Origin of the sequence: Chryseobacterium sp. ISL-6 (genome assembly GCF_018613715.1) — a bacterium.
Taxonomy (GTDB): Bacteria; Bacteroidota; Bacteroidia; order Flavobacteriales; family Weeksellaceae; genus Chryseobacterium; species Chryseobacterium paludis.
Window position 1 is genome coordinate 1 of sequence record NZ_JAGGPT010000010.1, and the last position, 14,645, is coordinate 14,645.

Annotated in this window: 14 protein-coding genes and 1 pseudogene; 2 read left to right on the forward strand and 13 right to left on the reverse strand. The window is 36.5% G+C overall.

Annotation, left to right across the window (positions count from 1 at the left end):
- From J7E44_RS17975 to J7E44_RS17985, 3 genes are all read right to left on the reverse strand, one after another.
- On the reverse strand, window positions 1-302 hold a 302-nt coding region (locus J7E44_RS17975), incomplete at its 3' end, for an SDR family NAD(P)-dependent oxidoreductase (RefSeq protein WP_214831910.1).
- A 79-nt stretch (window positions 303-381) separates the two neighbouring features.
- Entirely contained in the window at window positions 382-942 is a 561-nt protein-coding gene (locus J7E44_RS17980; protein ID WP_214831911.1) for a Crp/Fnr family transcriptional regulator, read from the reverse strand.
- Between the two features lie 474 nt (window positions 943-1,416).
- Complete coding sequence (locus J7E44_RS17985; protein WP_214831919.1) at window positions 1,417-3,789, reverse strand: TonB-dependent receptor; 2,373 nt, start codon at window positions 3,787-3,789, stop codon at window positions 1,417-1,419.
- A 110-nt stretch (window positions 3,790-3,899) separates the two neighbouring features.
- Here J7E44_RS17985 and J7E44_RS17990 point away from each other — a divergent pair, with 110 nt between their 5' ends.
- Together J7E44_RS17990 and J7E44_RS17995 are read left to right on the forward strand one after the other, a co-directional pair.
- Complete coding sequence (locus tag J7E44_RS17990; protein WP_214831921.1) at window positions 3,900-5,360, forward strand: sensor histidine kinase; 1,461 nt, start codon at window positions 3,900-3,902, stop codon at window positions 5,358-5,360.
- A complete protein-coding gene (locus tag J7E44_RS17995) occupies window positions 5,350-6,039 on the forward strand; it encodes a response regulator transcription factor (protein WP_214831923.1) in 690 nt (229 codons plus the stop codon). The genes J7E44_RS17990 and J7E44_RS17995 overlap by 11 nt, the downstream gene beginning before the upstream one ends.
- 453 nt (window positions 6,040-6,492) lie before the next feature.
- On the opposite strand, the gene J7E44_RS24140 is transcribed toward J7E44_RS17995, so the two are convergent.
- From J7E44_RS24140 to map, 10 genes and pseudogenes are all read right to left on the reverse strand, one after another.
- On the reverse strand, window positions 6,493-6,618 hold the full coding sequence (locus tag J7E44_RS24140; protein WP_285439798.1) for a hypothetical protein: 126 nt from the start codon (window positions 6,616-6,618) through the stop codon (window positions 6,493-6,495).
- 554 nt (window positions 6,619-7,172) lie between these two features.
- Window positions 7,173-7,478 carry a putative quinol monooxygenase gene (locus J7E44_RS18000; protein ID WP_214831930.1) on the reverse strand — a complete coding sequence of 102 codons (306 nt, stop codon included), beginning with the start codon at window positions 7,476-7,478 and terminating at the stop codon, window positions 7,173-7,175.
- A 71-nt stretch (window positions 7,479-7,549) separates the two neighbouring features.
- Complete coding sequence (locus J7E44_RS18005; protein WP_214831931.1) at window positions 7,550-8,470, reverse strand: helix-turn-helix domain-containing protein; 921 nt, start codon at window positions 8,468-8,470, stop codon at window positions 7,550-7,552.
- Window positions 8,471-8,491: 21 nt separating this feature from the next.
- Complete coding sequence (locus tag J7E44_RS18010; protein ID WP_214831933.1) at window positions 8,492-9,256, reverse strand: SDR family NAD(P)-dependent oxidoreductase; 765 nt, start codon at window positions 9,254-9,256, stop codon at window positions 8,492-8,494.
- A gap of 405 nt (window positions 9,257-9,661) precedes the next feature.
- Window positions 9,662-9,928: an SgcJ/EcaC family oxidoreductase gene (locus J7E44_RS18015; protein WP_214831941.1), complete on the reverse strand. Its 267-nt coding sequence runs from the start codon at window positions 9,926-9,928 to the stop codon at window positions 9,662-9,664.
- 150 nt (window positions 9,929-10,078) lie between these two features.
- Window positions 10,079-10,756 (reverse strand): annotated as a pseudogene (locus tag J7E44_RS18020) (alpha/beta fold hydrolase); the annotation flags it as partial.
- Between the two features lie 208 nt (window positions 10,757-10,964).
- Window positions 10,965-11,255, reverse strand: coding sequence for a hypothetical protein (locus J7E44_RS18025; protein ID WP_214831943.1), 291 nt, complete (start codon window positions 11,253-11,255; stop codon window positions 10,965-10,967).
- Between the two features lie 225 nt (window positions 11,256-11,480).
- Window positions 11,481-12,398 (reverse strand): helix-turn-helix domain-containing protein, encoded by a 918-nt coding sequence (locus J7E44_RS18030; protein WP_214831945.1) that lies wholly within the window; start codon window positions 12,396-12,398, stop codon window positions 11,481-11,483.
- Window positions 12,399-12,417: 19 nt separating this feature from the next.
- Window positions 12,418-13,344, reverse strand: coding sequence for an alpha/beta hydrolase family protein (locus tag J7E44_RS18035; RefSeq protein WP_214831947.1), 927 nt, complete (start codon window positions 13,342-13,344; stop codon window positions 12,418-12,420).
- A 431-nt stretch (window positions 13,345-13,775) separates the two neighbouring features.
- Window positions 13,776-14,540, reverse strand: a complete 765-nt coding sequence (gene map, locus J7E44_RS18040) for a type I methionyl aminopeptidase (protein ID WP_214831955.1) — start codon at window positions 14,538-14,540, stop codon at window positions 13,776-13,778.
- Window positions 14,541-14,645 lie beyond the last annotated feature (105 nt).

Here is a 14,645-nt window from a genome sequence, read left to right on the forward strand (position 1 = left end):
GTGGCAGAAAGTGCCGATTGTAGCTGTCCACCATTTATTCCCGCATTATTAATGAGTACATCTAATACTCCTGTTTTTTCGCCGATTATTTTTCTAGCATTTCTTACCGATTCATCATTAGTTACGTCTAGTTCCACGGCTTCAACATTCATTAATCCTTCTTTTTTTAGAATTCCAACGGCTTCTAAACCGTTTTCTAAACTTCGGCTACCGAGATAAACATAGTATCCTTTTTGCAGTAATTGTTTGGAGATTTCAAAACCAATACTTTTATTAGCTCCTGTTATCAATGCTTTTTTCATTTTTAAAATTATTTAAAATTAATACTGCAAGTAACATCAAGGGAATATGAAATTGTTTACCATTTGGTAAAAAGCGACTTTAGCGAATGTTTTTTCTGATTCTGCTTAACGATTGTTGCGTAATTCCGAGATATGAAGCGATATAAGAAAGTGGAACACGATTCGCAAGCGTTGGGAATTTTTCCAAAAATGTCAGGTAACGGGTTGTAGCATCTTCCGCAACCAAGGAACTTCTTCTGTCCAACTTTTCCATTAATCCTTTTTGAAATATCTTATTCGCAATGATTTCCCAACCGACGATTGTATTAGAAAGTTCATTCCAGTCTTGTGGAAAAAAGATGATGAGTTTACAATCTGTAACAGCTTGAATATATTCGGTCATTGGTTCACCTTTGAGTGGATTGGAGAGCAGGTGGTTTTCATCAATAAAATATTTTGTGATTTCTTCCCCTTTGTTGTTGTAGTAACAGATACGCAAAATCCCTTTCAGAATAAAAACAACCTGATTAAATATTTTACCCGCCTCAACAAAATACTCGTCTTTTTTGATTTGTAATTCGGTAGCTTTACTAGTAATCAAGTCAATTTGATGTTTATTCAAATTCCCGAATTTTAAAATATATTTAATTAATTCTTCCATTGCAGAAAGGTATAAAAAATAATATTTTATCAATTTACCATTTGGTAAATTGATAAAATATTATTCGAATAGATTATGAACATAGTCAAAATTCAGTTTCAATGTTTTTATATTTCACTTAAAAAATATCGCCACTACAGAAATCAGTAGCGTAATTTTAATTATACAGCCAATAAAACAAACCTTTTTACCTTTCCTGCACTAAATGCTGTAAATCTGGATCGTTCTTAATTCACTCTATTTCGCTTTTAACAATATTCAGTATATCAGAGTAAATCTGAAGCCCATTATTTTCAGTCTCATGTTTTATTTTATTTTTCCCGTTTTCATCTGCAAAAGGATAAGATTTGGGAGATCTTCTGATAGATTTTCGTTTTGATGTTTCCACTTCAATTTATTGCCAAAATGATTGATTACAGTCTAGTGAATTATTCCCTTGAATATACAGACATTAAGCAAGAATGTTAGCGTTCCTTACTGTGTACGCTTTTTTTCTTCCTCACTTCCTGTTATCCGTTTCCGGGACGCTGCCACATCTTTACCAAAACGATAAGAGAGACTTAATGAAAAGTTACGGCTTTCAACATGATGCAGAGAAGTACTATGCTGGTCAAGATAATTGATACCGATGAGATAATAGTTAGTATTGAAAATATCGTTTACCGCCAGGCGCAAAGTGCCGTTGCCATTCAGGATGTTGGTTTTTATACCTGCATCCACTTCTGAGTTGTAATTTACCCGGTAAATGCCCTGAATTGCAGGACCAATGAGTGCACCACTGATTTCTGCTTTCATTGCTGACTTTTTATCGATGGTAAACGACTGCTTAAGTGTAGCATTATATGAATATATATGATAATTATAATTACTGGAAAGATAGGCTGACTTATCCTGTTGCCTGTAACCTTCGGCGAGTAAATCCATATTCCACCAATCAGCTGCCCGGATCGATGCAGATAAACGGACTCCGGCACTCCTGCTTAAACCTAAGTTCGCATGGGTTCCGTAATAAATCTTATTTGCATTATCCTGTATATTGATGTTCGAGAAAATGTCGCTGGTATTACTGAAATATCCGGTAATGACATAGTGTTGTTTATAGGTATAGCTCAGTTCTAAGCTATGCGTAAAAGATGGCTGCAGGCCCGGATTACCTACATAAATATTGTAGGGAGAATTGAAGCGTCTTGCAGGGTTCAAACGGTTATATTCAGGCCGCTCAATCCGGTAGGCGTAGTTAAGCTGCAATTGGTTGTCGTTACCTGGGTGATATTGAATGAACAGCGTTGGAAAAAGCTTAAAATAACTTCGTGTATTAAAAGCATCCAGGGTAATCGAATACCCGCTCGTTCTGGTATATTCACCGCGGAGACCGGCCTGCAAGGTCCATTTTCCAAATATACCGGACGTACTTGTGTAAGCAGCAACTGTTTTTTCTTTGTAAATAAAATAGTTGGAATTCTCGGTAACGCCTTCAAACAATGATCCATTGCGGTTGAAATAATCAAAAGTACTGTAGCTCCGTGTACTGTTGTATTTTAAGCCTGAGCCCGATTCCCACTTTCCAAACAAGCGATAGTTCATATCGGCTTTTCCCGAATAAATATCAATTTTCTGCGAACTGGGTGTATAGATGTGAAATTGATTAGACGTTTGTGAACCATCTGGTAAAAAAGAGCTATTATCTGTCCAACCACCATTTTGGCTTTGATAAGGTGAGTAATCAAAATCAAGGTTGATACTTTTCTTACCAGAATCGAGCTTGATATTATAATTAAGATTGTATGCATATTGATTCCCCGAATTTCTGATAGAATTATCTGTTATTAAAGTAGAATCAAGCACCATAGGTTTTCCGGTTACCTGTGTTATTGAATGGGCGTTACTACTCCCGTTTCGGTTGCTCCCTGTTATCAATAGTCCCAAGACCTGGTTATTTGCCAGCTGATAGTCGACACCCAGCCTATAATTATGATTATCAGATCGGGTTATGATGCGGTTCGGAGCGTTCCAGAATGAATCCCCATAATCAATATCATTGTTATGATCCTGAAAATTATGCCTATGGGCAAATCCATAACTCCCGTAAATGTTGAGATTATCCTTCCTGTAGTTGAAATTTCCACTACCATTATAAGTACTATAGGTGCCTTGGGTGAAGCCATTGTTCAATGTAACATTGAACCCCTGTCTCTTTGCTTTTTTTGTTACGATATTAATTACTGAAGCACCTTCCGCTTCGAATTTCGCAGGCGGATTTGTATAAACCTCCACTTGTGCCACAAGGTCTGAGGGCAGTCCCTGAAGGTAGGCAGAAAGATCTTCTCCAAAGAGTTTAAGGGCTTTACCATCCAGATAAACCTGTGCATTTTTGCGGTTGGCAGTAAGGTCGTTGCCAGAGCTAACCTGGACACCTGGGGCTTTGGCAAGTGCTTCCCAGGCACTTCCGCCAGATGCGACGATACTGTTTTCAACATTAAAAACAACCCTGTCAATCTTACGTTCAATGAGTGGCCTATGGAAAGTTACCACCACCTCCTGTAACTCTTTACTGTCTGGCACCATAATTAAGGCAATACTGTCTTTTGGCAGTTGGACCGTAATTTGTGTTAGTTTATAGCCTATAAGTGTGGCATAAATACTATAGATACCAGGTTCGCTATAGTTAAGTATGAATTTACCACGTTCTGCCAAAACTGAAGAAATTTCTTTGTCATTTTGCTTTAAGAAAATAGTTGCAGCCTCAAGCGGAAGCCCATTTGTATCTTTGATGTTACCTATCACTTTAAACTGAGCGTGAATAAATAATGGAATAACCAGGATAAGAAATAGAATATATTTTTTCATGGTGCAAACTTACTTTAACCCAATGTTATGACCGGTTAACCAAGGTTAACCAAGGTTAAATCGTATGCAGGATTAAATAAAGAAGTATGTATTTGACTTAAATTAGCTTTATGAAATGGTTTACAAACAAATATGCTTACTTACTGGCAATCTTGGCGATGCTTTTCTGCATAACATTGCAGATAGTCTGGCTCATTCAGTTGTTCGGTGCCCAACAGGTACAGGTAAAGCGTGATCTCGATCAGGCAGTGAGTAACGCTGCATGTGTGAGCGACTATATGAGTGTAGCGCAAGGTCATGAAAAAAGTGAAAACTTCCGTAACTTTTTTCTTTCACCGGAATGGCTACAGATCAAGCAGTCCTTTACGCGGCTGCGCGAGCGTCATGTAGGCGGGAGTTTTAGCTCACAGATTACTCCCGACAGCACTTTCCTTTCTATTGGCTTCAATATTGCAAATAACAAAGCCGGACATAAAAACCGACGTATAAAGCATATTTATGACCAGGGCGAGACTTTGGAATCCATAATGACTGCAGACAAAAGAGACCTCAAACGGATGGACAGCCTGGTCAAGACAGAATGTTTAAAAGCACAGCTGAATATGGAAACCTACCACATTTTATATAATTATGACAGCGGCAAGCCGGAATCAAAAGCTGACTGGGAAAAAACAAAGAAAGCTGACTATCAAAACCAACTTTACGGCTATAATCTTAATTTTTTCCTACATACTTATCAATTGGTGGTGCCCTCAATCAAATCGGTAGTTTATTACCGAATGCGCTACTATCTGCTATCATCCTTCTCAATGTTGATACTTACTGGGCTGGCATTTATTTTTCTTTTCCGCATGATACATACCCAAAGGATGTATACCCAAGCGAGAATTGCCTTCACAGGAAATATGACCCATGAATTAAAAACACCGGTGTCGGTTATAGAGGCTGCACTTGATGCGGTTAGCCGTTATCAGCTTTACCGGGAGCCAGAAAAACTGGAAAATTACCTTGCTATCAGCAAATCCGAGCTTCACCGCTTAACGCTCATGATCGACAAAGTACTCCAACTCGATCAATTGGACCATGGTGAGATCAAACTGAGAAAGGAGCTGTACGATGTACAACAGGGACTCGAAGGTGTAGTTTCCTCCATGCGGTTTCGTAATGAGCAGGGAGCAAAAATTGTATATATTCCTGTGGATGAACCATGTTTTGTTGACGGTGATCCCATACATCTAATCAACGTATTTTACAATCTGACGGATAACGCTCTAAAATACTCCGGCGCAGAGGCGACTATCAAAATAACCCTAAAAAATACTGGCGACAAAGTTATAATCAGTTTTAATGACAATGGACCAGGTATTAACAATATATATCAAAAGCGTATTTTTGAACGCTATTTCCGTATATCCGACAATCCTAATATCCATAATGTTAAAGGTTCGGGACTCGGGCTCGATTACGTAAAACGGATTATTGAGCAACACGGCGGGAGGATATACCTGCTCAGTGAACCGGGAAAAGGTAGTAACTTTGTTATAGAATTACCAGCTTACCATGAATTATAAAGTTTTATATGTAGAAGACGAACCTACCCTGGCACAGATCATCAGCGAAGGACTACGCAGCAGTGGATATGAAGTCGTTGTGGCAGCAGATGGGCAGCAGGCATTGGAAGTCTTTAATTCCAATATTCCTGATATTTGTATACTCGATATTATGATGCCAATAAAAGATGGATATTCTCTTGCTCAAGATATCCGTGAGAAGGAAAGTAACATCCCAATTATTTTTCTTAGTGCCAAGTCATTACCTGAGGATGTAATTAAGGGCTTTAAAAGTGGCGGAAATGATTATTTAAGAAAACCATTTAATATGGGCAAATTACTGGTCAGAATGGAAGGACTGCTCACGCGTTTCGGCACGCTGAAAGAAGACAACCTACCAATATCAAGCCGCAAGCGTTTCGGCGCATGCGAGCTCGATACCTTAACCCAGCAGCTAAAAACACCCATTGATACCTATTCGCTATCCTATAAGGAAACAGCGTTGTTAGAATTGCTTCTTTCTCATCGGAATACCCTGCTGGAAAGGCACGTACCTTTAAATAAGATATGGGGCGACGATAGCTATTACAATGCGCGGAGTATGGATGTATTTATGTCGCATCTGCGAAAAATGCTTAAGGACGACCCCAGTATACAACTCATGAGTATAAGAGGAGCCGGTTACAAGTTTATCTTCTAACCCTTTAAGGTATTTACTGCCTTTGGCACAGATCGTTCAAACCATCAGATATACAAATTTCCGGTACATACCTATAACCTTCAGATCCTAAATCACCCTTTAAAAGCTTTTACTACCTCCTATAATTCTGGGTTTGGAATAGTTGTATGGAAGCATAGCGAAAAAATCTATCGTATTTCAGATTATGCCAGTTGTAGAAATACTTATCAGCATTTATTAGAACAGGATGAATGTATTTCATTTAATAACCGGATTAATTCTAAAACATTTATCAACTATATAACCAGATTTAAAACGATTACTTTTTTATAATACTCTGTAGCGATAAAATCTTTTATTGTAGTTGAGCCTGAAGGTCCTACCCAGATGGTAGAATCATTTTCCGGATGTTGTGAGTCATAAAGTACGCTCGCTGCACCTCCTGTCTTTGACAGATCACTACGCTTCCATTGGTTACCCAGTGATCCTCCCCAGGTCGGTAAATTTCACAGTAATTGTTCCAATGAGACCGCCTGCGCTGGGATTGATTTCTGGAATATCTATTATAAGCGCAGCAGTTACTTTTCCTTCTTTTATCATACTGGTGAGCATATTATACTCCGCAGACCTACCCATAAGCGGAAATCCTATTTCAGATTTTTCATGCGCAGGAAGATAAGATTTCCCAGATTGTTTTTACAAGACTTCCTGTTTATTTTCTATCAGTTTTCAAGATCATTCACCAAATCTACTGCTTGAAATTCGAGCGTTGTCTTACTTGAGAAATGTAGTTTGCATTGAAAAGAAAAATTTCTATTGCTAAACATAACATCGTCATTTCGTTTGTTATTATAAACGGAGCCGAAAATATAAAATCATTGCGGGTAGTGCCTTGATATTTCTCAATAATTCGTTTCTGTATTTCCGTTAATCGAACATTGGATGCAGCATCTGATTTTTTTCTCCTGCTGATAATGTATTGGCGCCAAAGTTAATAAAGTATATATATATGATCTCCACTTTTGAATAGTATCAACATTCAGCAATGTTGATACTATTCATGTTTATAGATCTAAGCACCTGAATCTATTGCCCTGCTTCGTTATTCAGGATCATGAAGCCGGCTAAATTAATCCTCTATTTTTCTGAAGTGATCAAAACTTAATCTCTTCCCAAAATTCGAAAGAGGGTTTACCATCGATGAAAGTGGTGGATTTTTGCCTGAATGCGGCACCATACGCTGTTTGCATATGAGATCCAAGGAAAGTATCTTTACTATCCCAATGTTCTACGATTAATAATCTGTGTGGGTTTTCATGAATTCTTATAGCCAAACAACCCTTTTCTTTTTCCAATACCGTTTTTGAAACAGTCGTTAATGCTTTTTTAGCTAAAGCCATCTTACCTTCTTGTATGTTAAGGGAAATTAATACCGTTACCGAATTTTTGTTTTCGTTCATAACTTTGATTTATATTAAAATTTATGTAATGCTTCGTTGTAAAATTTATTCATTCAAGTTATATGGGTTATCTAATTAAACGATTGCCTAAACTCTATAGGAGAAAGACTGGTTTTGCTTTTAAATAGCTTACTGAATGATTGCGAGTGCTCAAAACCAAGTTCGTAAGCAATTTCGCTGACTGATAAATTAGTGGTTGATAATCGCTCCTTGGCTTTTTCAATGAGCTTGTCGTGGATATGTTGCTGCGTACTTTGGCCAGTCAAAACTTTAAGCAATCCAGTTAAATATTTAGGTGACAGGTTTAAAGCATCGGCAATATATGGTACAGTTGGCAGCCCTTTTGCAACTAACTGATCACCTTCAAAATAATCGGCTAGTAGCTTTTCCAGGCCTTCCAAAACTTTGTAGTTACTTTTTTCTCTCGTGATGAACTGCCGGTTGTAAAATCTTTCGGAATAATTTAATAATACTTCAATATGCGATACGATGATATGCTTACTAAATTTGTCAATATTCAATTGGTATTCCTGTCTTATGTTATCGATGATTCCGCTCATCGTCGTTTCTTCTTTCTGCGAAAGAAACAATGCCTCATTAACGGAATAATCAAAAAAACCATATCTATGCAGTTCCTTGGCAAGCGAAGTGTTCCAAAATAGATCCGGATGAATTAGTAAAACCCATCCAGATGGTTCTCCGATTGTATTTAGGTCTATTTCGATCTTAAAGATTTGATTAGGAGCCATGAATGACATGACTCCTTTATCAAAATCGTATTCCTGCTGACCATACTTCATTTTTAAACCAATTCCTCTTTTCAAGGATATCTGATAAAAATCGAAAATCCATTTACTATCACCAATAGTTGACAGATGAACCAGCTCCCCAAAATCTATGATACTAATCAACGGGTGTTCAGGTGCCAGGAGATTTCGCGACTGATGAAACTCACTAATAGTTTTTATCCTATTTATTTGTTTTTCTTCCATATGACAAACATACTAATTATCTTAAAGTCCCTGACCACCAGAAACTTCTATCCTTTCTCCTGTCACCCAATCTGAGTCCTCTGAACAAAGGAAAGCTGCTACTTTTCCTATGTCATCCGGTAACCCAACACGGCCTAAAGCTGTTGCACTGGCTATTCTTTCGTTGGTTACCCCATTATCACGAACCATACCGCCGTCAAAGTCGGTTTCAATGGCACCCGGAGCGATTGCATTAACTCGAATTTTTCTTGGACCTAGTTCTTTTGCCAAATAACGTGTTAAAACTTCTATGGCACCTTTCATGGAGGCATAAACAGGAGCAGGAGTCATTGTCGTCCTTGTCAGCCCAGAAGAAAGGTTGATAATACTGCCACCATCGTTCATCGCCGGAAGTGATTTTTGGATTAAGAAAAACACGCCCTTGTAATGTATATCTAAAAGCTCGTCTAATTGTTTTTCAACAGTCTGGCTAGCAGGTAAAATTAAACCGGTACCTGCGTTATTTATCAAGAAGTCGAATTTTGAACTACCATTTTTTTCTTCCAGGTATTTTGAAACCTGTTGAATAAAAGTATCGAAGGTATCTACCTTACGCGTATCCAGTTGCATGGCCAGGCCATTTCTACCATAAGATTGAATTTCCGAAACTACTTTATCTGCTTCTGACTTATTAGAATGATAAGTCAAAATTACATCGATACCTTTTTTTGCAAGGGTCAATGCGATATTCTTTCCAAGTCCACGGCTACCACCTGTAACCAATGCGATTTTTGTTTTTGTACTCATATTTTTTTACTTTTTGTTTTTACTTGTTTATATTTATTTTCCGCTATTCAACCATTTTGTAAACTCATCTATTATATAACTTGATTAAATCTTCCAATGGCTTCAGGTGTAACAACTATTTCGGTTTTAAACTCGCCAAAACTTGGTGTAGATTAAATAAACGGCAATCCTGTTATCCGGGCATAAAAATCGCCTAATCTTTTTACGTCATTGTGATAATTCTTGTTGAAACAAGATTCATTTTAAGTTGTTATTTTTGTTATTAATTATGTTAAGCCATATTATGAGAAACCAATATCAGCCATTTATCGTTATTCTTTGTTAAAACGAAACTCATTAAACCTTTTTCTGCAATTTCATTACCGTCTGCATTTTTATTCCCATAAAGCATCAAGAACGGCAACATCAGGTTATAAATCGATATTTTGTTTTGCCTATTTTCAGAAAACTGTCTTTAAACCGTATTGCAAAAATGAGTTCGTGGTGTGTTTCTATTTCACTTTTTCCGTGAAAGGATTGTCCATGAACATTCGTTAAATCTGCATCATTCGTAAAAATATTGGAGAATGCTTTTGCATCATGTTTGTTCCACGTTGTTGTGAAGTCAGCAAGTACTTGTTTTATTTCTGCTTCATCGTTGGTATTGGTTTGCCTAAAAGTATTTGACGACATAATCATTGCTACTAAAATTGAAAAAAGAAGTTTAATAATTTTGATAATGCAAAATTCCGCAGAATTTGGAAAACAGATGTAACCGAAATTCACTTTGTTGTAGCCAAAAAGTAAAGACTTATATTATGACAGAAAGTGGTTTTGTATTATTTATTGTTTTTTTACTATTGTATTAATGATTTGCACCAATTCCTTAGGTTTGGAAAGAAAAGGACTGTGTCCAGCTTCAATTTTGTAGGTATTTATAATGTTCGCTTCAGATACCATTTGTTGCTGAAAAGAATAACTAATCGCTTTGTCTTCGGTAGTATAGATGTAGTATTTATTAGCTATAGTATTATAGATATCTTTACTGTAATTTAATGGAGTTCCCGCAGCTACAACCGGTTCAGGACGAAGTTTGTTTACCAATAAATTTATGTCTTCATTTGAACCGTCATTACAAAAGATCTTGCGCATATTTATTTCTGCGTTTGCGATAGTAACTGTACTTCCATCCGCTGAGAATTCTAATGCAGAAGGAATCAACGTTCCAGAATCCATTGCCGAATAATCAAATACACTACTTCCACTTTTAGGAATGAATCCGGCAACATAAATTAATTTTTCTATTTTTTGCGGAATCTTGGTAGCAGCTTGTGTCACTATAGCACCACCTAAGCTATGTCCTACCAGAACAACCGGTGTATTTAAACGATCAATAACATCTGTTACTTGTTTTACATATCCATCAAAAGTTATTTCTGAAACAGGTGTTTGATCATTTCCATGACCAGCTAACTCGACAAGTACAACCGTATTTCCTCCTGCTTCTAAAGATGCTTTTACCTTATCCCATACGAATGATGCCTACCAAGCCCCATGAACCAGTACAAATGTTGAGTGATGTTCCGGTTTAACAAAATCGTCGTTATCCTTAGAACAAGAATTTAACATGAGAACGAATACCAATATAGGTACAATATATTTTAATAATTTCATTTTGTTTGATCTTTAATTTTGATTAATAGCATCCACAGCTTTTTTTGGGTTTGGTTTAGTGGAGCTGATATCCGGCTCCATGAATTTTGTAAGCCCAGGTTTTTCGATTTCTGGTGCCGATTTTTTTTGCAGTTTCAGGACCTGTGATATCGTTGATTACAAACTGGTAAGCCCCGTCTTTGTTGTTTTCTGTAAGAGCAGCCATTGCTCTTTCTTCATTGGCTTTGCAGACGCTGCACCAATTAGCACTTTTCACTACAGCGATTATTTTACTTTGAGCGAATGCTCCTGCTGACATTACTGTAGGAAGGATTACAGTAGCGAATACTTTTGTGAGTACTTTCATCTATTTTATTCTTTAAATTGCTTGTCAATATTGACAATACAAAATTGCGATAGAAAAAAGAGAAGGGTTTTGTGAATCAGTTCGATTATTTGGCAATTTGGTCCAAAGAAGTACTCATTAAAATTCTTTATCGGATAACACGGAAGACCTGAATAATTTCGAACGTGGTAGAATGCGAATTGATCGCAATTTGGGAAGAATTTGAAACAGGTCTAGCGTTTTTAATCAGTTGAATGATTGCCTAAATCCCAAAGGCGTCATGTTGGTTTTACTTTTGAATAGTTTATTGAAAGATTGTGAATGTTCGAATCCCAACTCATAGGCGATTTCTGAAACAGATAACGTTCTATCTACTAATTTTTCCTTTGCCCTTTCGATGATATTTTGATGAATATATTGCTGCGCATTTTGACCGATGAGCAGACGAAGCATATCACTCAAGTATCCTGACGTTATATGAATTTGTTCTGCCAAATAGTGAACAGTGGGAACTCCAAATTCAATTGTCTTCTCAGTGGTAAAATAATCTTCCAATAAATTGTCTAACTTTTTTAATATATCGTTGCTACCTGTTTTTCGGGTGATGAACTGTCGCTTGTAAAATCGATTGCAATAGTTTAGTAATAAATCAATTTGGGCAATTACAATATCCTGACAAAATTCATCAATCCTCCCATCCAATTCATCTCCTATAATTTCGATAACCGAAAGAATGGAGCGTTTTTCTTTTTCTGAAAGATGCAATGCTTCATTTACAGAATAGGAAAAAAAATTGTATTGTTTAATTTTTGAAGCTAAAGGGCTTCCTAATAAAAAGTCGGGGTGTATGAATAATGCAAAACCAGCGTTATCGCTATCTTCAATTTCTTCTATCGATTTTGGTAGAAGGGGCGAACTAAAACACAATCCGCCTTCTTCAAAATCATGATAACTTTCTCCATATTTGAATCCGGATTTGAGATTTGGTTTATAAGCTATTTTGAAAAAGTTCAAAACAAAAGATCTCGGGAAGTTAACTTCTGAAATATAGCTATGACTATTGTTAACTATACTAATTAATGGATGTACAGGATTTGGCAAACCAAGTACCTTGTGCAGTTCGGACAAAGAATTGAATATATAGGGTTTGCTATTTTCTTTCATAACTCTAAAATGAGACTAACTATTTTGATATAATTGTTGCTTGTCTGTTTTGAATTTCATTCAATTTTTTCGATTCATTTTTCCAACTGTTATCTTGTGGAGAAAAAAATGAACGTAAGTATGCGGTAGTCATTTTTTGAATAATAGCCACTCTTTCAGGGTTTTCATCTGTAGTTTCTGCTGCGTCATAACCAGTAACCCCTCCTAACATGTGTTTTCCATCAATGAGTATAAGTAAATCCTTTTTACCAGGACTTTGATAATAGGCATCCATATGATATTTCTCGCCTTTCGAACTAATTGGTGACACATCCTTATCTCCAGCTACAACCAAAGCGGGTGTTAGCATCTTATCATACCTAAATGTCCTCACTATATCTAGTTTTCCCCAGGGCGCTGGCATATGGTCATCACCTTCGCCACTTGTTGCCATTAATATTCCAGTTTTTATTCGGTTATCGGGCATATACATTTCCGTACCGTTATCATCTGTATAGTAAGCTCCTATCAACATTGCGGCTGTTAATCCACCTCCTGAATGACCTGCCACTGCTATTCTTTCCTTGTCAAATTTCCCTATGAGGATAGGATATTCACTTTCGATTTTGTGTAACTGGTTCAATATCTCTGTAAAATCTTCCACTCTTGATTTGGCATAAATAGGAAAACCAGTGGTAGTTGGAGGTAAGTCTAGTGTTTTAGAACTTAAATGAGTAGGTTGAATAACTGCAAACCCTTGTGAAGCCCAATAGTCAACTAAAGGACCACCACCTTTATAGGAAGTTAAGAAATTGCTGTTACCACCTCCATGAGAAAATAAAATAACAGGAAAACCACCGCCTTGCAAAGGTACAGTTATTTTGATTTCCAGATCGACCAGTCTGCCTGTAACTTTAAGAGTAATAGGACTAATCGAAAGAATTGTGTTTTGATGAACTTGTTCCATAAATATATATTTTAATATGATAAACAAAGTTCAGACAAATATTGGCTTTAAATGTTTCCAAATTGAGAGAGTTTGTAGCCGAAGTGAGGATTATAGCTTATCACTGACGATACAAAAATTAATCTTACAAGCTGTTTATCATTTTCTGCTGGATGTACACTGGTACGTTAACCAATAACCAATCATTAAGATTATTTCCAATACTCACGACCAATTATTGATTATTAACCATGGCGAACTTTACCATTTTCGAATATTATTCAGAAATCTAATCAAAAAATGGCTTACCTTTTCATGAGTGGATATTATAGGAGGTAGGATGCTTAAAATTTTTCACGAAAATTACCCGCTTTAAAATTTCAGAGGGCTTATTTTATTTTTTTATGCTCCAACAAAAACTTTCCAACCTCTACTCAATGCTTTATTAAATATTAATTCCATATCTCATTCATTTCCGTGAGGATTATTGGATTTCCATCAGTTACAACAATGGTATGTTCGTGTTGTGCCATATAACCACCTTTATTACCTATCATTGTCCAACCATCATTAAGTTCTGTTGCATACGTTGAAGTAGTGGAAATAAATGTTTCAATAGCTACAACCGAGTTTTTCTTAAATCGTCTTTGATCAAGTCGATTTTTATAATTCATTAATTCGTCGGGCTGTTCATGTAAACTTCTACCAATGCCGTGTCCACCAAGATTTTTAATAACCTTAAAACCTCTGTTTTTTGCTTCAGTTTCCATTATATGTCCAATATCTGCAATCTTAACGCCACCTTTAATATTAATAATAGCTTTCCGCAAAATTTCTTTTGATGCATCAACTAATTTTTGATATTGACAAATGTCTTTTCCAAGAACAAATGAAGCTCCATTATCTGCCCAAAATCCATTAAGTTCTGCTGATACATCTATGTTTATTAAATCTCCTTCATTTAATATTCGTTTTTCCGAAGGAATACCGTGACAAAATTCATTACTAACGCTGATACAAGTCCAACCCGGAAAACCGTAGGTGAGGTACGGTGCTGATTTAGCTCCGAAATCAGAGAGTATCTTCGCCCCATACTCGTCTAATTGTTTCGTTGTCATTCCAGGCTGAGCATAGTTTCGCATTTCTTTTAAAGCAATAGCAACAGCTTCACTTACCTTTTTCATTCCTATCAATTCATCTTCTCTTGTTATTGACATAGGATAATAAGTATTTATAGTTAGTAACAAATATACAAATTAATCTGCTCAGCATTTTTCTATACTTTGGTTTATATTTTTTTATTACTTCTCTTTTGCGTTCTG